The following is a 21,667-nucleotide window of genomic DNA, read 5'->3' as shown; positions in this document are numbered from 1 at the left end:
CAGTCGAGGTTGTTCGCCATGTCCTATGATGTTCTTGATATCCGCCCCGTCACCCGGCGGATCGGTGCCGAAGTGTTCGGGGTCGATCTGAACGCCCCGCTCGGCAACAAGGTCGTCAGCGAGCTGCATGATGCGCTGATGGAACATCAGGTGCTGTTCTTCCGCGACCAGAATCTGGAGCATGACAATCACAAGCGCCTGGGCCGCTATTTCGGCGAGCTGGCGCTGCACAGCGGTGTGTCCGGCCTTGCAGAGCATCCCGAGATCGTGTCGATCCACGCGGACGCCAACAGCAAGTTCATCGCCGGCGAGGACTGGCATTCGGACCTGAGTGAAGATGCCGAACCGCCCATGGGCAGCATCCTCTATATGCACACCGTGCCCCCCACGGGCGGCGATACGCTGTGGTCGAGCATGTATGCCGCCTATGATGCGCTGTCGCCGGCCATGCAGGCTTTTCTGGAACCGCTGACGGCGGTCCACGATTCCAACCACATCTATCGCGAATTGTTCCCGGATGTGGACAAGGTCTACCCACGCAACACGCACCCTGTCGTCCGCACCCATCCGGTGACCAAGCGCAAATGCCTGTTCATCAGCAAGTCGAAGACGATCAAGATCAACGGTCTCTCCGCGGAGGAAGGGGACGCGGTGCTGCGCTTCCTCACCGAGCATGTGAAGAACCCGAATTTCCAGGTCCGCTTCCGCTGGCAGCCGCATTCGGTCGCCTTCTGGGACAATCGCTGCACGCAGCATTTCGCGACCTGGGACTATTTCCCGGAGACGCGCTCGGGCTATCGGGTGACGATCGCAGGCGACCGGCCGTACTGATGCGGGCCGCCGCCCGACTGGCGGCTGGTGCGCTGGCCTGTCTCTGGCTGACGGCCACGCCGCTCGCGGCCAAGGCCGGTGCTGCGGCAGAGGCCGTCGCGCCGACCGATGCACTGGCCGCCCTGCGTGCGGGGCTGCAGGCCATGGTCGAGGCGCGAGAGCTGCCCAATGCGCAAGCCGTGATCGTCAAGGACGGGCGGGAGCGGCTTCGCGTTTCGATCGGTAAGCTGGACCTCGAAGCCGACCGTGCACTGCCCGCCGATGCGATCTTCCGGCTCTATTCGATGACCAAGCCGATCACGAGCCTCGCGGTGATGATGTTGGTGGAAGAAGGCAAGATCGCCATCGATGCGCCGCTCAGCCGCTACATGCCGGAATTCGCCGATCTGCGGGTCTACAAGAGCGGCAGCCTCGATGCGATGGTGACCGAGCCGCTGAACCGCCCGGTGACCATTGGCGATCTGCTCACCCATAGCAGCGGGGTAACTTACAATTTCACCGGCAATGGCCCGGTGCAGCAATATTATCGCCGCCATGGGGTGATGCGCGCTGGCGGGGTCGGGCAGAATGCTGATGATGCGCCGCCAGCGAGAACGATGGACGAGCTGATCGCGCGCCTCGCCAAGGCCCCGCTGCTGCATCAGCCCGGCGCGCGCTTCTCTTATGGCAATTCCACCGGCATTCTGGGCGCGCTGATCGAGCGGGTCACGGGGCAGGGCCTCGATGCGTTCTTGCAAGCCCGCATTTTCGATCCGCTCGAGATGACGGACACGCGCTTCGTGGTGGACGATGCGCGCGCCACACGGCTCGTCACCAATTATGCGGCGGTGGACGGCGGCCTGCAGGCTATCGAGCCGGCGGCGACGTCCGAATATCGCGACCCCGCCCGGCCGTTCGACGGCGGCGGGGCGCTGGCCGGCACGCTGCATGATTATCTGAACTTCGCGCAGATGCTGGCCAATCGGGGGACGTGGCACGGCAAGCGCCTCCTCCGGCCGGAGAAAGTGGACCAGATGTTCCAGCCCCGGCTGGAGACTGGCGGGCAGCCGCACGAGAATGTCCTGTTCGGCTATGGCCTCGGCATTGGCGATGCGGTCAGCGAGCAGCGCGGCGGGATGCCGGCCGGCGCCGGCGGCTGGTCGGGGTCCGCCAACAGCTATTTCTTCGTCCATCCCGGCCGAAATCTGGTCGCCATCGTCATGACCAATGTGCTGGTCGGCCCGGCCTTCGTGGATAGGACGATCAGATTGCGGCGCCTCGTTGATCAGGCAGCGCAGGCCGTGCTTGCCGAGCGGGAGCCAGCGATCAGGCGGTAAACAGTTCCTTGCGAATGATCGCGTGGACGCCCCAATTGCCGTTGGCGACCTGCGAGATGCCGAAATCCACCCCGACCGAGAGAAGCGAGATGGTTTCGTCTTCCGAGAGATCCTTGGTGGTCATCAGGAACCGCCGCGCCTTGCGGAATGCGTCGCGCATGGCGGCATCGATGGATGCGCGCTTGTAGACTTCGCTCTGCGCATCCTCGCCCAGTTCCTTCAGATAATCGGGATGGCTGAAGCCCATGATGACCCATTCGGTCTCGGTTTCGATCATGGGGTAATCGAGGTCGCGCAGCTTGCCGGTCAGCTCGCCGGCGGGGTGGCGGATCACCTGAATGAGCGCGGTCATCGAGCATTCGATGGCGGTGCCGCATAGTTCGGAATCGCCCTGCGAGGCATGCGGGTCGCCGAGCGAGAGCAGTCCGCCGGAGACCTGCACGGGCAGAAACACGCTCGATCCCGGGCCGGTCCGCCAATTGTCCATATTGCCGCCAAAGGCGCTGGGCGGAATGGTGTCGACCGGCTCGGCCTGGGCCGGCGCCAGCGCGATCACGCCGAAATGCGGGCGGATCGGGATTTCGACATTCTGCAGGATGTCGTAATTGCGCTCGATCGTTTCGGGATCGACGGGGACGCCCGGATAATCATAGCGCTCGTGGACGGTGCCTGAGGGGTCGGTCTGCGGTGTCCAGTGATAGGAATAGACCGCGTGGGCCGTCGGCCGCCGTTCGCCGCCGGATTCAACCTCATAGATGGTAATCACCTCGCGGTTCTTCGGCTCGGTGAGCAGGTCGTTATAGTGGAAGCCCCAGAAGGTTGCGGCATTGCTGCCGAAGGACTTGCCCTGAAAGCGGGGATTGCCGCTGCGGCGGGGTTCCAGGCTGAGGATGCGTACTTCGATGATGTCGCCCGGCTCCGCGCCCTGAATGGCGATCGGCCCGGTGCAGATATGCACGCCAAAGCCCTCGCCGGGGCCGCGTCCGAACTCGCTGGCACTCATCGGGCCAGCGCCGCGCCGCTCGATAGCCCGGCCTGTCTCGTCCCAGCGATAGACGCTCTCCGCGCCATGATCGCCCTCGACCATGCGCTCGGGATCGTCATTGGCGTGGTGGGTCAGTGTCTCCACCGTCACGAAGTCGCCTGAGCGCACCATCAGCGCCGGTTTGATCGCCGAGCTGAAATAGCCCCAATGGACCGTGCGCGGGCTGACCGGCAGATGATGATGCCGCACCGTGCCTTCATCGCCAATCGCCGGGATGACATTGGCCTCGACGCCGTCTGCGTCCGCCTCGCCGATCTCCAACTCCTCGACCGGCGCGACGGCGGCTTCGTCGCTGACCGCCCGCTTGGCGGTCGAACGGCCGCGCCGCAGCGTGTCGGGGCCATGATCGGCCTCGTCCACGGCCGGCATCTTGCGATAGTCGCGCGGGGAAATGCCATATTGCTCGCGGAAGGCGCGGCTGAACGAGGCGGAATCGTTGAAGCCCCATTGGAACAGAATGTCCGAGATCGATTTCTGGACGTGGAGCGGGCTGCGCAGGTCGAGCCGGCAGCGCTCCAGCCGCCGCACCTTCACATAATGGCCAAAGCTGTCGTCTATGGATTCGAACAGCTTCTGCAGATAGCGCGGCGAGATACCATGTTCGGCGGCAACCTGCTGGTAATTCAGATTGGGGTCCGAGAGGCGCATCTCGATGGTTTGGAAGATCCGCTCCAGCAGCGCGGCGCGCATCCCCGCGGCGCCCCCGAGCGCGCGGGCCGGCGCATCGTTGAGCAGGCTGGCCAGCAGAAACTCGGGCAGGGCCAGTTCGACGGGACGTAGTTCCTCGTCCGTCACATCATTGCCCATGTCCGCCAGCGAGCGCAGCACGGTGGAGAGCAGGCGGGCAGGGCCGCTGTCGGCGGAAAGGTGCCGGGGCTTTTCGGGTAGCAGGGCCTTGAGGCGCTGATCGAGCGCGCGCGGTGGAATCTTCAGCAGCAGCACGCGGTGATCGCCGGTGAACTGCAGCGACATCGGCATTTCGCTGCGCGCGCAGACCATGTGGCCATCATCGAGGGTGAAGCTGGTGGTGGCATTGCGCGCCACGCTTGGCGCATCCAGCGTCACGGCCAGCCAGAAGCAGCCCGGCTCGTCGCGAAAATCAACGGTATATTCCTGAGCGGTCGCCAGCAGGCGGACGAACACGATGCCATTGCTGCTGGTGAACTGGATCAGCTCGCCATAGAGCGTGGCTTCGTCGGCGGCCTCCAGCGTGATCGAAAGGCGCTTGAGCGCAAAGCTCCATGCGCTGAGTCGCTGCTCCTTGGGGTAGGCATTTGTAGTCGAGCGCAACGGCGGTTCTCTATGTTTTGGTGCGCCTCTCCCGGGTCTTTATGCCCGCCAAGATGCGCGCCTGAGAGAGCCCGGTCAATCCATCACGCGGCGGCTGTTTCAGAATGGGTCATCCCTGCCCCCATAAACAGATGAAATCGCAGCAGAATTTGGTGCTTGCTCGGAGCGTCCGCATACGGCCAGCATGGTCAGTGCATAGATGAGAGCGCTGGAGTGCAGATCCTCGGGTGCCGGGCGCCAGCGTGGCATGCCGGTCGTGATGGCGGGAATGCCCTGCATGTTGAACACATTATGGTCGCGCCACATGCTGGAATAGACCGGATGCGCGCGCTCCACTGGCGCCTGCCGAGCGAGGCGCGTAGCGGCATCCACCGCGCCGGCGAGCGGGGCGACTTCGTCCGCATCGGCGACAAATCCATGGCGTACCACCATCGGCTCGACATCGAAGCTGTCCAGATCGAGCGTGCGCATGGCCGCGACGATCTGGTGATAGGCCTGCGCCGACTTTTGCCCGGGTGCGAGGCACACTTCCACATAGACGGCGCACACTTCGGTGCCCGCGCCATAATCGGTCGGCGCACCGGCGCGCACGGAAGCGATCTGCGTCTTGGGGAGGGAGAGGCCGCCGGCTGTCTCGAACACGCCCTGCGCTTCCCACTGCCGGCCCCATTGGTGGAGCGCGTCGATCACTGGGCCGAGCTTGTAGATGGGGTTGAGGTGCTGGGCGACGGTCTCCGGCGTTTCCAGGATCGGCGTGAACATGCCCGTGCCGAAGATGCGTACGCGGAAGAGGGCATAGCCGCAGCCCTGCCAGGTCAGGCCGAAATCCGTGCCCTCGGCGGCAATGGCGTAGTCGGGCGCGACGCCGCCATGGTGGAACAGATAATGCGCACCGATATCCTTGCCGAGATAGTCGATGCCGGAGAATTCCTCGATTGGCTCGGGGCCGATCTCGCCGGGGCAGGCGGTGAGCCAGGTCTTGCCGGCAAGGCCGATGCCCGCCTTCTTGAGCGCCTTGGCCGCCATCAGGAAACAGGCCATCGGCCCGCGATCGTTGGAGATGGGGAAGCCGCGCAAGCGCCCATCCTCATCGAGCCAGCACTGCGTCCATTCCGGATCGCGCATGGTGCTCTCGCGATAGCGGAACTTGTCCTGCGAGAGGTCGCCGCTCGGGCTTTCCGTATCGAGATGGGCGGTGAAGAGCAGGTTGGCGCCCGTGCCCAAGCCGCCATACTCGCCGATGATGTTGGGTCGCTCGGGCGTGGCGCCGGCGCGGCGGGGCTGGAAGCCTTCGCGATCCATCCAGTCATAGACATATTGCGCGGCGGCGGCTTCCTCACGTGAGCGGCTCGGAATGTTGCCGAGTTCAAGGGCGAGGGTGACCAACTCATCGGAATCGATGGCGGCGGCGAGCGCGTCCTTCTCGGCTTCGGTCACCTGATAGGGAGCCGTGGCGGGATTGGCGAACATCGGAGCGGGTTTGGGCTGGGCTTGGGTCATGTCATGCTGCCAAGGCGGGCTCGGCATCCTCCGCTGTGTCTTGTTGGGGGAGCTCCGGCGTGCGGAGCAAGAGCAAGGCTCCGACGAAGATGAAGCCGAGCAGGGCGCATCCGAGGAAGACAAGCGAGAACCCGCCCGTCTCGTCGCGAATGACGCCGCCCAGCGCCGGGCCGATGGCGGCAGCGGTCGAGATCAGGCTCATCGTCGAATAGAGCTCGAGATTGGCGCGCTTGCCGAACAGGTTGAGCATTAACATGGCCGTGCTGACGTAGCTGAAGCCGAAGCCGACACCCAGCCCGATCACCGCCAGCGAGACGACGAACAGATTGCCGCCGATCATCAGCGCCAGCACACCAAGCGAGGTGGAGGTGATGGAGAGCAAGGTGAGTTCGCGCGCGCCGATCTTTTCGCCCGCCATGCCGGCGATCATCGATCCGGCGGCGCTGACGAGGGCAATGCCGCTCATCACGGTGGCGGCCGCACCCATGGTCAGGCCGGTCTCGGTCAGATGCTTCACCGCAAAGCCGTGGACGGTGGTGTTGATCAGCAGGAATGACGTGTAGACGCCGACCACGATGTAATATTGCGCGGTGCGCATCGCGGCCCGTGCCGTCCAGCCGTCAGTCGCCATGGCTTTCCGGGGCTTGGGCGCGACGTCGGCATCACCGGGCCGGTCGCTGGTGACGAGGGCAGCGAACATCGAAAGCAGCACGGCAGCAATGGCGGCCGTCCACCAGTAATGGCGCCACTCGCCGGTGATCGCCTGCGTTGAAAACGCGATCAGCGGCCCCACAACCGCGCCCATGCCGCCAGCGGTGAAGTACACGCCCATGGCGGTCGAGCGCTTCTCGAAGGAGTGGGAAATGACGTTCACGCCGCCCGTGGTCCCGCACATGGAGAAGCCGACGCCAGCGAACGCCGTGCCGATGAAATAGACCATCGCCGTTTTGGTGACGGCCAGGCAGGTGAAGCCGATGAGGAGAAGCGCGCCGCCGATCATCATCGTGCGGGAAACGCCCAGACGCCGGATTGAGATAGCGGGTGCCAGGCTGGACAAGCCGCACGCCACGCCCAGGAAGGTGAAGCCAAGGCCAGCGACGGCCCAGGGCCAGCCCATCTCCTCGACCATATAGGGAAGCACGACGCCAAGCCCGTTGAAGGTGAAGGCGTTCAGCATGAAAAACAGCAGGCAGAACGCCGTCAGCGCCAGGTATTTTTTCCGTCCTTCATAGGTCATGCAGCGACTCGCCTATCTGGAGTAAGTGCCTGGAAGATGCCGGTTTGGGTGTGCCGGTGTCTTGACGTGGGGCGTCCTCTCGCTTGGCGAGCCGCCGTCCGTCTCATTCGGCGGGAGCAGACGACCTGGTGCTGGCGGCGTAGGGCGGAAGCAGAAAAAGCAGCAGGCTGCCGACGGCCATGACGCCGACCGCGACGACCACTGCCGCGCGATAATGGCCGATCATGTCGTAGCTCAGGTCCATCAGCACCGGGGTGATGCCCTGCGCGCCGATGACGGCGGAATACATGACGCCAATGATGACGCCAAAGCTGCGCAACCCGAAATATTGGGCGATGAAGTAAGGCAGCGCGCCGAACTGGGCGCCGAGCGCAATGCCAAGACACAGGCCGGCAACGGGCAGAAGGGCGCCGAAGGGTGAGAATTCGAGAAGCAGCAGGCCAACGATGGCGAGCGCATACATCGGCACGACCACGCGCGGGCCACGGCTCTTGTCGAGCACGCGCCCGGTGAAAATCTGCCAGAGCGAGCCGGTCAGCGCGAAGATGCTGACGATGGCGGTGCCAGTGCCCAGGCCATAGCCACGATCCGCCAGAATGGGCACGACATGGCTCAGCACGGCGATCATGGTCCCGCCACCGGCTGCGATGGCGATGAGCATCAGCCAGAACGGCGCGGTGCCGATCGCCTGACGCAAGGTCATGCCGTCCACGATGGGGGCCGCTGGTTCTGATGGGTTGCTCGGCGCTGCCGGGCGCGGTGCATCGCGCAGCAGGAAGAAAAAGATCGGAAAGCCGACGCACAGGATCAGCGCGCCGATCCCCAGATAGCCCGCGCGCCAGCCGGCTGTGGAGACGATCAGCGCGGTCATGATCGGCACGCAGACCGAGCCGATGCCGTTGCCGAGCCCCGCGCTGACGCCAAGCGCAGTGCCGCGGTTGGTGTCGAACCATTCCGCGACCAGGCGCGAGAAGACCGAGGTCGCGGGCAGCGAGCCGAACAGGCTGATGGCCAGAAAGTTGAGGTAGAACAGCATCAGATTGCCGTTGGTGAGCGCGAGGCAGGCGACGGCGAGGGCGAACAGCACATTGCCCAGCAGCACCATGTTGCGGGTGCCGTGCCGATCGGCATAGCGGCCGGCAAGCGGATAGATGCAGGCGCTCACGACGGCGAGGATCGCCAGCACCATAGAGATGCTCGATCGCGCCCAGCCGAATTCCTGAGAGAGGGGCACGAGGAAGGTGCCGAAAACTGCATGAACCGTGGCGGTCTTGCCAAGCGCATTGCCCGCCGTGGCGGCGATCAGCACGCCGGTCCTGCTTTTGTTCAGTGCGGGAGCTTCGCTGAGAGGGCCGTTCGCGGCGTCGAGGGCGATCGCCGGCGGCGGGGTCATAGCGTCCAGGCCGTTTTGGCGGCTTGCGTGGTGACCATCAGGGCGCAGTTCTTGCTGAGCACCTTGAGCGTCGCTTCATGCAGTCCGGGCTCATAGGCGGCAGTGGCGTCCGATACGACAAACACATTGAAATTGCGGTGGAAGGCCGAGCGGGCTGCGGCGTCAACGCAGCAGTCAGTGCTCAGGCCCGTAATCAGCAACGTGTCGATACCGCGCTCGGTGAGCTGGGCCTCAAAGTCGGTGCCGTGGAAGCAATCGTAGAGAACCTTCTCGACCTCGATATCGCCCGGCTCGGGCAAGAGCCGATAATAGTCAGCACCATAGCCCTTGCGACAGATGACCTGTCCGCCGGGTTCGCCGCGACGCGTGTAGAAGGTCTTGAGCGCCTCGGAATCGGTTTCGGGCGTCGTCACCACCCGCACGAAGGCGAGCGTGACGCCAGCGGCACGCGCCGCGGCGACCAGCTCCTCGGCCTTGTCGATGGCAGCATGGGGTGCGGAGAGATCCACCCCATGCTGCCCGAGCAGGCCCTGGGGGGCGGCCCAGTCGTTCTGGATATCCACCAGCACGAGCGCGGTGCGCTCGGGCGCGATCATCCCCGCCAGATCGCTGGCGGCGACGTGGGGAATGTCCACGAGCGCCGCGTCAGGCATGGACCGGAACCTTGCCGGGGAAGCGCTCGCGCAGCACCGGGAGGACACGCTCGCCGAAGATCGGGATGTCCTTCATGTAATCCGGGAAGATCAGCATCAGCCCGTCCGTGCCGGAAACTTCGAACAGTTCGGTGAGCTTCTCGACGACCGTCTCGGGCGTGCCGATGACATGGGGGGTCATGAAGCCGGCCCGGCTCTTGCGGGTGAAGTCGTTTTCCTTGCCGATCTCGCTGTCGAGGAAGCCATAAGCGCGCATCATGCCGTGCAGCGCGCCTTCGTCGAAGCCGTCGCGGATGGACTGCGCAAAGGCTTCCGCTTCCGCATCGGTCTCGCCAAACACGGGCGTCATCATCGAATAGGTGCGGATCGGCTTGCCGATGTCGGCAGCCACGGCCTTGGCCTTTTCGCTGGCGGTCTTGAGTTCTTCCGGTGTGCCGCCGGAGAGGAAGATCGCATCCACCTCGTCAGCCGAAAAGCGCATGCCCTTGCCGGAGGTGCCGGCGCAGACGAGGAAGGGGCGGGTGGAGGGCGTCGGCAGCGAGCGGCAATCCTCCAGCGAGAAATATTTGCCCTCCTTCGTGACCGTTTCGCCGGTCCACAGCGCCTTGATCGCCTGGATCCACTCATAAGCGAGGTCGTAGCGCTCATCATGGTTCACATCGTCGCGCCACGCGCCCATCTGCGCGAATTCATCCTTATAGGAGCCGGTGACGATGTTGAGGCCGGCGCGGCCCCCGCTGATCTGGTCCAGCGTGGCGACCATCTTGGCGACAACGCCTGGATTCTGCAGGAGCGTGTGAACCGTGCCCCACACCTTCACCCGGCTGGTCGCTTCCGCCACGCCGGCAATGGTGAGGTAGGAATCGAGCTGATAGTCCCAATGCTCGGTCTCGCCGCCGAAGCCGCGATACTTGGCCATCGCCATCGCGAAATCCAGCCCGTGCTTTTCCGTCAGCACCGCCGCATCGCGGCAGTAGCTGTAGGACGCATCGATGTGCGGCTTGTTTTTCGAGAGGATCCATCCGCCGTTGGCGATGGGAAGGAACACGCCCAAATCCTTTCCTCCTGTGTCGGAGGGCAACCCGAAGGGCGTCGGCGTAATCTCGCTCATAATCTCAATCCCGTGACCTTATTGGCACGCCCACCTTATCGCGCCGACCGATCCGTTCTTGATCATTCGCGCATATTATATTGGTCGGCCCTCGTTCGGATGGGCGGCGATGAAGGCTTCCACGTCGCTACGCAGTGGCATGGCGGGCACGGCGCCGGGCTTTTGCGTGCATAGGGCGGCCGCGGCATTGGCGAAGATCAGCAGGGCCTCGTCCGTTGGCCGAGCGTCGCCGGCGCGATGGAGCATGGCGCACAGCGCGCCGACAAAGCAGTCACCCGCGCCCACGGCGTCGCGCGGCACGACCGGAAAGGCCGGAACATGCACAGCGCTGCCCGCCCGCACCGCTACCGAACCGGATGCGCCGAGCGTGACGATGACGAGCTGATCGTCCCGGCTGATCAACGCTCGGGCCGCCAGCGCGGCCTGCGGCGTCGCTCGCTCCTCATGTCGGCCGAGATAGACGGCCAGCTCATGCTGGTTGACGATCAGCACGTCCGTCGAGGCGAACAGGCGTTTGGCTTCCAGAACCGCAGGGGCCGCATTGAGGACTCGCACCGCCTGCTTTCCCGGTGAGGCTGCGAAGAACGCCGCGACGGTTTCGACTGGTACTTCCAGCTGAGCCACGCGGATATCGGCGTCTGCCACGGTATCGACCATGGCGGGCGCCAAGGCGGCGTTGGCGCCGGACGCCACGATGATCTGGTTCTCGCCGGAGCTGTCGACGGTGATGTAGGCGGTGCCGGTCGCCGCTCCTTCGATTCCGGTAACCGCGCGTGTGTCGACACCGGCGGCGGCGAGCTGCTCAGTCATCCAGACGCCGGATTCGTCTGCGCCCACCGCCCCGATCATCCGCGTCTGCGCACCCGCGCGCGCCGCGGCGACGGCCTGATTCGCGCCCTTGCCGCCGGGCAGGCGCTCGGACTGCAAGGCAAGCACCGTTTCGCCGGGCCGAGGGAGGGCATCCACGGACTGGATCAGGTCCACATTGATCGATCCTGCTACCACCACCGCCATGCCGGCCTCCTTCTGAACTGCCTCGCTCCCAACCATGATCGGCGCCCCGTCACAATGCGCCGCGCGCCGGCGTGCGCTCCCTGACAACAATTGCGGTCTGCCTTGCAAAGCGCTGCGCTGCCACGGGCGTACACAGGGCGCAGCAACTCTCAACAAGGTAGATGACGCATGGTGAACTGGCTGATCACAGGTATTGGCGGCGGTCTCGGCGAAGCGCTGGCTCAGGCCGCGCTCGACCGGGGCGACCAGGTTTTCGGCACCTCCCGCAGTGTCGAGGCGTGTGCCCGGTTCGCGGCGATGGCACCGGGCCGCTCCTTTGCGCACGGCCTCGATTTCGGCGACCCGGCCGCGCCGGCCGCGCTCGTGGCGCTCGCAGAGGAGACCATGGGCAGTGTCGACCGGCTGGTGAACAATGCCGGATACGGGCTGATCGGTGCCGTCGAGGAAATCACGCTGGATGACGCGCGCGCGCTGTTCGACATCAACCTCTTCGGTGCGATTGCGATGATCCAGTCGGTGCTGCCGGCGATGCGCGCACGGAAGGCGGGGCATATCGTCAACATCACCTCCGTCAGTGGCCTGGCGCCCTGGGCGGGTACGTCCATCTACGGGGCGAGCAAATATGCGCTGGAGTGCATCGGGCAGACGCTGGCGCAGGAGGTCGCGCCGCTCGGCATCAAGGTGACCAATGTCGCGCCGGGCGGCCTGCGCACCAATTTCGCGGGCGGATCGCTGCGTCTCGCTGACCGGATGATCGCCGACTATGAAGGCTCGGCCCATTTCGCCCGCCAGTCGCTCAAGGAAGGCGTCGGCAAGGAGAAGGGCGATCCGGTCCGCGCTGCTGCCGCCATCCTCGCCGCGCTGGACGCGCCGCAGCCGCCCATGCACCTGTTGCTGGGTGAGGATGCGCTGCATTATGCCGAAGGGCAGACCGATCTGCTGCGCGCAGAGATGGAGCGTTGGAAGGACTATTCCCTCTCCATCGCCTACCCGGCCGAGGAGATGGCAAGCGCCGATGCATGACAGCCGCCTGCCGGCATGGGCCATCGAGCGCGGGCGCTATCTGAACAGCTTTTCGGCGATCGTTCCGGAGCGGACTGCGCTGGTTGTGATCGACATGCAGACGGCCTTTCTGGCTCCCGGCGCGGTGTTCGGCAATCCGCACGGGATGGACATCATCCCGGCAGTCAACCGACTCGTCACGGCGATGCGAGCCGCCGGCTGCCCGATCATCTGGACCCGGCAGAGCGTCTCGGAGGAGCCGCCGCTCGCCATGGCACCTTGGCAATATGACCGGGCCGATCCCCATGTGCCGGCCGCCATGGAGGCCCTGACGCCCGGGCATCCGGCGCATGGCTTGCATCCGGACATGGCGGTGGAGACGGGCGATATGGTGCTCGACAAATATCGCTATAGCGCTTTCGCCTGTCCCGCCGGCCGGCTCGAGGCGCAATTGCGCGAGCGGGGGATCGAGATGCTGGTCATCGCCGGAACGCTGACCAATGTCTGCTGTGAAAGTACCGCGCGCGATGCCTATATGCGCGGCTACAAGGTCATTGCCGCGCTGGACGCGATGGCCGCCGTGACGGATGAGGAGCATGAGGCGGCGCTCCTCAACCTGCGCCTCAATTTCGCGGACGTGCGCGAGAGCACGTCCATCATCAACATGCTGTAAAGCAAGGAAGACGCTTACATATGACTGACCCTGGCTCGAGGACGACCCACCACGAGATCGATGACATCTTTACCCGCCGCTGGTCTCCGCGCGCCTTTGATGGCAGCGCGGTGGCGGAAAGCGAGTTGCTGCGGTTGTTCGAAGCCGCGCGCTGGGCGCCGTCGGCGTTCAACGCGCAACCCTGGCGGTTCCTGTACGCCGTGCGCGACGGGGCGGACTGGACGCGGTTCCTCGATCTGCTGATTCCGTTCAACCGGAGCTGGGCGGAAAGCGCCGGCGCGCTGATCATCATCCTTTCCGACACGCAGATGCGAAATCCGGACGGCACGCCGAAATCCGCATCGCACAGCCATTCCTTCGATGCTGGCGCGGCATGGGGCATGCTCGCTGTGCAGGCTACGCTCAGCGGGCTTTACACGCACGGCATGACCGGAGTCGACTTCGACAAGGTCCGCAGTGAGCTGAGCGTGCCGGAAGACTTTCGCATCGAGGCGGCCGTTGCGGTAGGGCGCATTGGCGATGCATCGACCTTGCCCGAAGGTCTGCGCGAGCGCGAGCAGCCCTCTGACCGCAAGCCCGTGGCCGACTTCGCCTTTGCAGGGGGCTTTCCCGCGGTCTGATCGTCCCGTCTTTCGGCAATAAAAGACCCCGGAAAGCAGTGCTTTCCGGGGTTTCTTCATGTTTGCGGGAGAAGCAGGCAGGTCAGGACAGCAGCCGGGGGACGGAAATCGCGCCGACGGTGAATCGTGCGTCCGGATGCTCCTCACCGCCGTCGCGCGGCTTCTCGCGGTGCTGCACGACGCCGTTCTTGCCGAAATTCTCGACCACGGGCCGTCCGGAATCCCGGTGCAGCCACAGGCGAAGCAGGTGGCGGCGGCGCTGCGGTTCAGGGAAATCGTTGAACGATGTGCGCGCGTGCAGCGCGGCATAGTTGGAAAGCCACTGGATGTCGCCGGGGCGGAAATCCATCTCGATGGCCATGCCCGGCTCATAGGTGATGTCGTCGAACAGCTTGAGCACTTCGATCTGCTCGGGCGTCAGGCGCGGCGCTTCGGGATAGTCCTGCGCGGTGAGGATATAGAGCGACCCGGCGTACATGCTGAACACGCCCTCTTCCATGCTGATAATGGGCGAGGTGTAGGTGTTCGCCGGGGCATTATGGTCCTGCCGCCGCCAGTCCCAATGGAACGGCTCGAGCAGCAGGGGCGCCAGGTCGGGCCGGCGGGCGAGGATCTCATTGTAGATCTGCGCGCCCGAGACGAGGCAGGATGCGCCGCCTTCCTTGGCCGGACGCAGGCACATCAGCGCCACGATATCCGAGCTGTCCGAGTGGTAGACGAGCTTGTCCCGCACCTTGGAGGAGAGGGCGGTGGGATCGTCCATGGTCTTGTCGGAGGTCGCGTAGACATGGTCGATCAGGTCGCCCATTTCGTTCTGGCGGATGGGATCGCCCATGTGCAGGCCCAGAATATAGTAGATCGCCGCCGAGAGCGCGTCCGAGTAGAGATGGGTGCGCAGGCCGCGCACCAGCACGAAGCCTCGGCCGTAATCGACATCGCGGCCCCATTCGGCGGCAGCGTCGGCGCAGGCAACCAGCGGATAATCCTGCTTGGAGACGAAGCGCAGGTCAGGATTGGCCTCTACGAACCGGGTGCCCAGCGTTTCCAGTTCGGCAACCTGATCCTCCGAGAGCCGGTAGATCCAATCCTGAGACTGGGACAGCGTATCGCCGCGCCAGGCAGCGTCGGTCCGTACCGGTTCCAGGGCTATGGTCGTCGTTGTGGACATGGTCAGCGCGGCTCCTCTTGCAAGGCCATTATCGTCGTCTGGGTCTGATCCTGCCTGACTAAAGCGTCCCTTTCTTCCCGTCTTGGCAGCACATGCAAAATTAGTGTCCGGTGCGCGAATCAAACGTGCGCCTGGGCGCATCGCGGTCATTCGCGCCGACCAGCCGGTGGCGATGCTTCTTATATAGAGCGCGCAGCCCAAGCACCCGCCCGGACTGTGTTGCAATGCAGCATGGCGCATTTGCATCAACAAGTTCTGCGCCCCGCCTCAAGATTAAGTTCCCCAAAACTGGCTCAATGCAGGCTCAGCGGCACTCAGGGAAAACCGGGGCCGGAGCAATCGCCGGAGAGGAGCCGCGAGGTCAGGCCGAGAAGGGGACCGCGACAATGAGCGACAGACTAGGAAAGACATACGGATATTTCATGGCGGGTGCGGCGATGGCCGCGCTGATGACCAGCGCAGGTTTCGCGCAGGAAGCGCCTGCGGATAGCGCGAGCGCACATGATGGCGACGAGATCGTCATCACCGCCTCCAAGGTGGATGTGAGCCTGCAGCGCGCCAACCTCTCGGTGTCCGCCGTGACCGCAGAGACGCTGAGCATGGCCAACGTCACGGATGTGACCGGCCTCAACGGCTCGGTGCCCGGCCTCGTGGTCGCCAAGAGCGGCGGCGCCGAGCGCATCATCACCATCCGCGGCATCGGATCGGAAACGCCGGAGAACACCAACACGCAGCCTGGCGTCTCTTACCATGTCGATGGCGTCTACATCTTCAACTCCATCGCCGCCAATGCGGCGTTTATCGACGTGGCCCAGGTCGAGGTGCTGCGCGGCCCGCAGGGCACGACCTTCGGTCAGGGCTCGACGGGCGGCACGATCAACGTCGTGTCCCGCCAGCCTGTGTTGGGCGAATCCAGCGCGAACGGCGAGATCGGCATCGGCAACTACAACATGCTGAAGATGAATGCCGGCGTGAACGTGCCGCTGGGCGATACGCTCGCCCTGCGCGTCGCCGGGCAGCACCAGAAGCACGATGGCTACGCCGTGGCGACCGATGTCGTCGGCTTCGGCCAATATGAACTGGATGACGCCAACGAGACTGGCTGGAAGGCGGCCCTGCTGTGGGAGCCGACTGACAGCATCTCCGTCAGCCTGAACACCATTCAGTACCGCAGCAATACCCATGGCACGGCGCAGAAGAACGTGTTCGATCCTGAGCCCGATCCACGGCGCCTCACGCAGGATTATCCCGGTCGGTCGGTGGTGAACACAGAGCTTTATTACGGCGTGGTCGCCTTTGATGCCGGCTTCGCGACGGTGAAGTCGATCACCAGCTACCAGAAGGTCCACAGCGAGCAGAGCTGGGATGCGGACGGCCTCACGGCCGACCTCTTCGAGGCACTGACCTACAGCCCGCTCACCTTCGGCGGCACCCGCTACGACCACGTGGCCATGTGGGAGAGCAACACCAAGAGCTGGACGCAGGAGTTCAATATCTCCTCCACGCACGAGGGGCCGTTCCAGTGGATCGCCGGTGCGGTGTATCTGCAGTCGACCAACGACCAGTATATTCTTGAATATCGCGGCAGTGACGACAACCTCGTCCCGCCGGTCCTGCCGGTCACCACGCCCTATAACGACCCGCTGGTCGACAATCTCACTTATGCGGAACTGTCGTCGATCAAGCGTGAAGCCTGGGCGGCCTATGTGCAGGGCACATACGACTTCTCATCGCAGTTCAGCCTCACGGCAGGCATCCGTTACAACAGCGACAAATATAGCGGTCAGGGAGCCAGCAACAGCGACACCGCAAGCTACACGTCCGGCGCCTTTCTCCAGCCGACCCCCACGGACGGCCTGAGCACGACGGAATGGACAGGCAAGGTGGCGCTGGACTTCAAGATCACGCCGGAAAATCTGCTCTATGCCAGCTTCACCCGTGGCTTCAAACCGGGCGGCATCAACAGTTCGGCTGCAGGCGGCAACAGCTCCTCGTCGCTGGGCTTTGCGACCGGTATTCAACCGACCTACAAGCCCGAGACGGTGAATTCGTTCGAGATCGGTTCCAAGAACCGCTTCTTCAACAATGCGCTGACCTTCAACGCCTCGGCTTTCTATTATGACTACAGCAACATGCAGTTCCTCGACGAGGATGCGATCCTGTATGGCGAAGGCACGGCCAACGCCCCCGGCGCGCATATCTACGGCCTGGAGCTGGAAGGGGCCTGGGCGGTCACCAGCAAGCTGAAGATCGATGGCTCCGCCTCGTTCCTGCGCGGCAAGTTCGACGAGGATTATCTCGCGCTCGACCCGGTGAAGGCCGACGAAGCGCAGACGGCGGCGGGCTATCCCGACTGGCTGTTCTGGAGCAACTTCTACCCCGCCGTGCTGGCGCGTGAAGCGGCTCGCGAGAATATCAACGGCAACCGGGTTCCCAAGCTGCCCAAGTTCCAGGGCTCGATTGCGGTCACCTACACCGATCAGCTCGGGGCCGGCGAACTCACGGCGCGGGCGCAATATCTCTATCGCGGCCAGTTCTTCTATCGTGTGTTCAACGACGATTTCTACGACAAGACGCCGTCCTACGACACGGTCAACCTGTTCGTGAAATATGCGCTGGACGATGCGCCGGTGTACTTCAGCGCTTCGGTTACCAATGTGTTCGATACGACCGGCGTGAACTCGCGCTTCTCCGACCCTTATGGCAGCTCGCAAGGATTCGAGACGTACATCGCGCCCCGGCAGGCGATCTTCTCGGTCGGCTTCAACTTCTGATCACCACTGGCACTGCCTTATAAGGGCAGGCTGACACAGCGGCGCTCTTCTTCTCGGGGAAGGGCGCCGCTCCTGTTTGGCGGTGTGCGCTGTGGCTAGGTGGGATTAGGCGGGCGTCATTCCGGACCTTCACTTTCTCCCCTTGAGGGAGAAGGATACGGAGCCTTGCCGCCGATAGGCGGCTAGGCGCAGTTGGATGAGGGGTGGCGGATCGTTGATCCGCGCGATCCAGCGGATCGCTGACCCCTCTCCCAGCTTCGACTAAGGCAGCACGCTGCCAAGTCTGCGCATCCCTCTCCCTCAAGGGGAGAGGGTTTAACAATGTCGGCTTTCCCCTCCCATGCCACCTAGCCGCTCTGCGCACCGATCATAGGAAGTTGTTCGGCCAGATCATCGTGCGCCACATGTGCGCGGTGGGTGAGCGATCGAAGCCCAGGCCTTCTTCTGGCTCCCGGAAGTGCCGCCCGATGATGTCGGTAAACTCTTCGGGATCGACCGGCGGAGACTGGTCGAAGAAGTAATAATCGTAGATCGTGACTAGCCGCGAGCTCATGTACCATTTGTGGTTGCGGGCATATTCGGCATCGCGCTGGATATATTCGGGCGGAACATAGTCCGGCCCGAAGAAGCGATCATAGCTTTCCGGATATTCATATCCCACCGACTCATCCGCGAAATAGCGGAGCGGCTGGTGATATTGCACGGCCCAGGCGATCTCCTCGGAGACATAAGGCGCAATCATCTGCGCGCCCCAATAGCCATGGTCGGCGCGCACGAAGCAGCCATTGGAGATGTCATGCAGCAGGCAGGCAAGGACGATCTTCTCTTCCTGCCCATCGTCCAGCGCGCGCTTGGCGCTGGTCAGCAGATGGCGGATGGCAATATCGTTGAAGCGATATTTGAAGAAATCCATCAGCTTGGGCTGTTTCGGCATGCGCGGCAGCGCGGGGTTGTCGCCCATCATGAAGACGTGATTCTCGTCCATCTGCCGGATGAGGTCCGGCTCCGGGTCAGGCATGCCGGTGCCGATCCTGCCCACCGGGGCGGGCACGATCATGCGGGTGCGGCCTTCCTGGGGCCAGGGATGGTCATCGCACATCAGGTCTCTCCATATTCAATCGCGGTAGCGCTCATAAGGAACGATTATCACCTTCATGCGGGCATGAATGATCTTAATGCACCGAAATTTTCAGATTATGGGGTGAATATGGTCGGTAGTGCAGTCAAGCGCGGTCGATTACGCCGCGTTGAGTGGCAGCCCCGGGCTGTCCTTCACGACGTCCAGTGCAAAGGTGGTGCGCATGTCGCGGACGCCCGGCAGTTTGAGGAGCACGCGCTGGGCCAGTTCGGCATAGGCATCCATATCCGGCGCCAGTACTTTCAACAGGAAATCGAACTGCCCGGCCGTGATAACGCAACTCACGATTGCCGGCTCGTTCAGCACGGCCTCCTTGAACTGTTCGATGATGGAGGAGCCAGAGGAGCCCTTGGCAGCGCCGCTGGGCGTCTGGGGCACCTTCACCTCTACGTAGGCAAGGATGCCAAGGCCCACCCGCTTGCGATCGACGATCGCTGTATAGCCGGTGATGACGCCCTCTTCCTCCAACCGCCGGACATGGCGCAGGCACGGGCTGGGCGACATGCCGACGCGCTCCGCGAGGGCCAGATTGGTGATGCGGCCGTCCTGCTGCAGTTCGTGGAGAAGCTTCAGGTCGGTGCGGGAAAGATCCGTCATGCGCTGGTGCCGTTCGCTCGCGATGATGAGTGGTCGCCCGACCTATCATCGCTTCGCTGGCGTGAACATGGCTGGCATGAGGTGGCCGCGCTCGATTGGCCAAGTCGAGTTGACGCTCCGCGCGGTTTGAGCGGAAATATGACGATAAAATAGCCAAAGTTACCAAGCAAAAATGCCAAAATATTGACTTTTCGGGCAATCGGCACCATCTAATATCCGCTAACGTCGCACCTCGACGGATTTTGATGCCATTGCAGCGGATTCTTCCTTTGATACTTCGGCCAGCGCCACCGGAGCACGCGTTTCGGTGGGTTTCTTATGTAAAAGGAATGATCTCATGCCCATTGGCACAGTCAAATTCTTCAACGCCGACAAAGGCTATGGCTTTATCGCACCCGACGATGGCGGTGAAGACAGCTTCGTCCATATCAGCGCGGTCGAGCAGGCCGGCATGCACACGCTGGACAAGAATCAGCGCGTGAAGTTCGAGATCACGACCGACCAGCGCGGTCGGGCCTCGGCAACGCAGCTCGAAGAAGCCTGAGCAGCACGTTCGCCCCTGGCTGGCTCGTCCGGTCGGGGGTGTGCCTCGCAAGGATTTCTCGCAAGGATTTCTGGGCGGGGCAGGGGAGACGGTAAAACGCCAATCTTCCCATCAGAGTTCACGCTGGGGCCGCCGCGGCCCCCGCGCATAGCCGGCAAGGAGCGTGCAATGTCAGCGACCAGTGATTTTTATCTCGCCCGCGCGGCGGAAAGTGCCGATGCCGCCAGCAAGGCCGATCTGGCCAATGTCCGCGAGCGCTGCCTGCGCGCAGAGGCCGCCTGGCAGCAGATGGCGGACCGTCTTATCGAGATCGAGCGCAAGAAGCGTCAGGCCGCCGCTTAAGCGGTTTGGACTTGTCTGTCAAAACGGCGTGGCTTGCGGGTCACGCCGTTTTTGTGCTGATTTTCGCGATGTGATTGTGTCCGCCGCCCGATTAATCTCAGGCCGACGGCGAAATTAAATGGTCGGGGAGAGAGGATTCGAACCTCCGGCCCCTGCCTCCCGAAGACAGTGCTCTACCAGGCTGAGCTACTCCCCGACCGGGCCGACGCTTGAAGCGCCGGCAAGACAGGCGCTGCCCTATAGTCAGGGGTTTGCGTGCTGGCAAGCGCTGCATCGAGAAATCGTCAAACAGTGCGGTAACCCTTGGCTGCGGGATCGTTTGGTCGCGCTTATCAGGGCGGCACATGGCATGTGCTGGCGCTCGCGCGGCGGCGCGGTTAAGCTCGATCCATGCTTTCATCTGCCTCCCTCGCCGAGTCTGCGCCGCCAACGAGCGCTTCGCCGCATTATGAGCAGCAATATCTCGATCTGATGCGGCATATTTGGAATGCGGGCGATGAACGGGTGGACCGCACCGGCGTGGGCACGCGGTCGATTTTCGGGGCGACCATGCGATTCTCGCTCGCCGGTGACGCCGTGCCTCTGCTGACGACCAAGCGCGTCTACTGGAAGGTCGCCGCGCGGGAGATGCTGTGGTTTCTCTCGGGGGACACCAGCATCCGCCCTCTGGTGGCACAGGGCGTCCATATCTGGACCGATTGGCCGCTGGATCGCTACCGTCGCGAAACCGGCGACATGATCTCCATGGAGGAGTTCGAGGCGCGCATTCTGGCCGATGATGCCTTCGCGCAGGCGTGGGGCGATCTTGGCCCCGTCTACGGCCGGCAGTGGGTCAACTGGCCGCATTATGAGCTGGCGCCGGAGGCCGGGGAGGGGCTTTATCGCCGCGCGGCGACCGGGCATAACCAGATCGCGACGCTTGTCGATGCCATTCGCAACAATCCCGGCTCGCGCAGGCTGCTCTTCACTGGCTGGAATGTCGACGAGCTGGAGGGGATGGCCCTGCCCCCCTGCCATATGACCTATCAGTTCCATGTCTCGAACGGGCGGCTCAACGGCCTTTTGTTCCAGCGCAGTTGCGACCTGGGGCTCGGCTTTTCCTTCAACATCTTCGGGCTGGCGCTGCTGACGCGGATGTTGGCGCTGCAGTGCGATCTGGAGGCCGGCGAGATCGTCTGGCAGGGCGGGGACGTCCATCTCTATCTCAATCACGCCGATCTGGTCGAAGAGCAGCTTTCCCGGACGCCGTCCGGCTCGCCCAAGCTGAAAATCCTGCGCAGACCGGACACCATCTTCGCGCATCGCATCGAGGACTTCGTGGTTGAGGACTATGCGCCGCAACGTGGCATCGCTGCCCCGGTCGCGGTTTAAGGGGCTTGTCGGTGCCGTTGGACGAGCAAAATCTGCCTGCAGAGCATA

General features: G+C 63.7%; 19 protein-coding genes and 1 tRNA gene. 9 read left to right on the top strand and 11 right to left on the bottom strand.

The features are described from left to right. The first annotated feature begins 18 nt into the window (after positions 1–18). The gene (locus tag M2343_RS07655; protein ID WP_264576190.1) at positions 19–831 is read left to right on the top strand and encodes a TauD/TfdA dioxygenase family protein; all 813 of its coding nucleotides are present in this window, start codon (positions 19–21) and stop codon (positions 829–831) included. Further along, entirely contained in the window at positions 831–2,147 is a 1,317-nt protein-coding gene (locus tag M2343_RS07650; RefSeq protein WP_264576189.1) for a serine hydrolase domain-containing protein, read from the top strand. Before M2343_RS07655 ends, M2343_RS07650 begins: the two co-directional genes overlap by 1 nt. Here the strand turns inward: M2343_RS07650 and M2343_RS07645 are convergent. From M2343_RS07645 to M2343_RS07615, 7 genes are all read right to left on the bottom strand, one after another. Then, the gene (locus M2343_RS07645; RefSeq protein WP_264576188.1) at positions 2,137–4,482 is read right to left on the bottom strand and encodes an acetamidase/formamidase family protein; all 2,346 of its coding nucleotides are present in this window, start codon (positions 4,480–4,482) and stop codon (positions 2,137–2,139) included. The two genes, M2343_RS07650 and M2343_RS07645, sit on opposite strands and share 11 nt — an antisense overlap. A gap of 99 nt (positions 4,483–4,581) precedes the next feature. Next, positions 4,582–5,982: a peptidase M20 gene (locus M2343_RS07640; protein WP_264576187.1), complete on the bottom strand. Its 1,401-nt coding sequence runs from the start codon at positions 5,980–5,982 to the stop codon at positions 4,582–4,584. A 1-nt stretch (position 5,983) separates the two neighbouring features. Then, positions 5,984–7,219, bottom strand: a complete 1,236-nt coding sequence (locus tag M2343_RS07635; RefSeq protein WP_264576186.1) for a CynX/NimT family MFS transporter — start codon at positions 7,217–7,219, stop codon at positions 5,984–5,986. A gap of 103 nt (positions 7,220–7,322) precedes the next feature. Further along, a complete protein-coding gene (locus M2343_RS07630) occupies positions 7,323–8,528 on the bottom strand; it encodes an MFS transporter (protein WP_264576185.1) in 1,206 nt (401 codons plus the stop codon). Positions 8,529–8,608: 80 nt separating this feature from the next. Further along, positions 8,609–9,265 carry a cysteine hydrolase family protein gene (locus M2343_RS07625; RefSeq protein WP_264576184.1) on the bottom strand — a complete coding sequence of 219 codons (657 nt, stop codon included), beginning with the start codon at positions 9,263–9,265 and terminating at the stop codon, positions 8,609–8,611. Further along, on the bottom strand, positions 9,258–10,313 hold the full coding sequence (locus M2343_RS07620) for an LLM class flavin-dependent oxidoreductase (protein ID WP_264569833.1): 1,056 nt from the start codon (positions 10,311–10,313) through the stop codon (positions 9,258–9,260). The genes M2343_RS07625 and M2343_RS07620 overlap by 8 nt, the downstream gene beginning before the upstream one ends. 138 nt (positions 10,314–10,451) lie before the next feature. Further along, positions 10,452–11,390 (bottom strand): ribokinase, encoded by a 939-nt coding sequence (locus M2343_RS07615; RefSeq protein ID WP_264576183.1) that lies wholly within the window; start codon positions 11,388–11,390, stop codon positions 10,452–10,454. 168 nt (positions 11,391–11,558) lie between these two features. Here M2343_RS07615 and M2343_RS07610 point away from each other — a divergent pair, with 168 nt between their 5' ends. From M2343_RS07610 to M2343_RS07600, 3 genes are read left to right on the top strand one after another with little or no spacing between them, the layout of a single operon-like run. Continuing rightward, a complete protein-coding gene (locus M2343_RS07610; protein ID WP_264576182.1) occupies positions 11,559–12,413 on the top strand; it encodes an oxidoreductase in 855 nt (284 codons plus the stop codon). Then, positions 12,406–13,065: a cysteine hydrolase family protein gene (locus M2343_RS07605; RefSeq protein ID WP_264576181.1), complete on the top strand. Its 660-nt coding sequence runs from the start codon at positions 12,406–12,408 to the stop codon at positions 13,063–13,065. The genes M2343_RS07610 and M2343_RS07605 overlap by 8 nt, the downstream gene beginning before the upstream one ends. Before the next feature lie 20 nt (positions 13,066–13,085). After that, positions 13,086–13,685: a nitroreductase family protein gene (locus M2343_RS07600; protein ID WP_264576180.1), complete on the top strand. Its 600-nt coding sequence runs from the start codon at positions 13,086–13,088 to the stop codon at positions 13,683–13,685. Positions 13,686–13,767: 82 nt separating this feature from the next. Here the strand turns inward: M2343_RS07600 and M2343_RS07595 are convergent, their stop codons facing one another. Continuing rightward, the gene (locus tag M2343_RS07595; RefSeq protein ID WP_264569838.1) at positions 13,768–14,853 is read right to left on the bottom strand and encodes a TauD/TfdA family dioxygenase; all 1,086 of its coding nucleotides are present in this window, start codon (positions 14,851–14,853) and stop codon (positions 13,768–13,770) included. Positions 14,854–15,239: 386 nt separating this feature from the next. On the opposite strand from M2343_RS07595, the gene M2343_RS07590 reads away from it, so the two are divergent. Next, positions 15,240–17,627 (top strand): TonB-dependent receptor, encoded by a 2,388-nt coding sequence (locus M2343_RS07590; protein WP_264576179.1) that lies wholly within the window; start codon positions 15,240–15,242, stop codon positions 17,625–17,627. Positions 17,628–17,994: 367 nt separating this feature from the next. Here M2343_RS07590 and M2343_RS07585 read toward each other — a convergent pair whose 3' ends face one another. Together M2343_RS07585 and M2343_RS07580 are read right to left on the bottom strand one after the other, a co-directional pair. After that, a complete protein-coding gene (locus M2343_RS07585) occupies positions 17,995–18,726 on the bottom strand; it encodes an HD domain-containing protein (protein ID WP_264574796.1) in 732 nt (243 codons plus the stop codon). A 138-nt stretch (positions 18,727–18,864) separates the two neighbouring features. Continuing rightward, on the bottom strand, positions 18,865–19,362 hold the full coding sequence (locus M2343_RS07580; protein ID WP_264576178.1) for an Lrp/AsnC family transcriptional regulator: 498 nt from the start codon (positions 19,360–19,362) through the stop codon (positions 18,865–18,867). A gap of 337 nt (positions 19,363–19,699) precedes the next feature. Between M2343_RS07580 and M2343_RS07575 the strand changes: the two genes are divergently transcribed. Continuing rightward, the gene (locus M2343_RS07575; RefSeq protein WP_181559162.1) at positions 19,700–19,906 is read left to right on the top strand and encodes a cold-shock protein; all 207 of its coding nucleotides are present in this window, start codon (positions 19,700–19,702) and stop codon (positions 19,904–19,906) included. 168 nt (positions 19,907–20,074) lie between these two features. Continuing rightward, positions 20,075–20,248, top strand: coding sequence for a hypothetical protein (locus M2343_RS07570; protein WP_181559163.1), 174 nt, complete (start codon positions 20,075–20,077; stop codon positions 20,246–20,248). 119 nt (positions 20,249–20,367) lie between these two features. Here the strand turns inward: M2343_RS07570 and M2343_RS07565 are convergent. Further along, positions 20,368–20,444: transfer RNA gene (locus tag M2343_RS07565), tRNA-Pro, on the bottom strand. Between the two features lie 194 nt (positions 20,445–20,638). Here M2343_RS07565 and thyA point away from each other — a divergent pair. Continuing rightward, on the top strand, positions 20,639–21,619 hold the full coding sequence (gene thyA / locus M2343_RS07560; protein ID WP_264576177.1) for a thymidylate synthase: 981 nt from the start codon (positions 20,639–20,641) through the stop codon (positions 21,617–21,619). Positions 21,620–21,667: the final 48 nt, after the last annotated feature.

The sequence above is a fragment of the Sphingobium sp. B8D3B genome (assembly GCF_025961875.1).
In the GTDB taxonomy this organism is placed as follows: Bacteria; Pseudomonadota; Alphaproteobacteria; order Sphingomonadales; family Sphingomonadaceae; genus Sphingobium.
The sequence above is the reverse complement of the archived record's forward strand: the minus strand, read 5'-3'. Positions and strand labels throughout refer to the sequence as shown.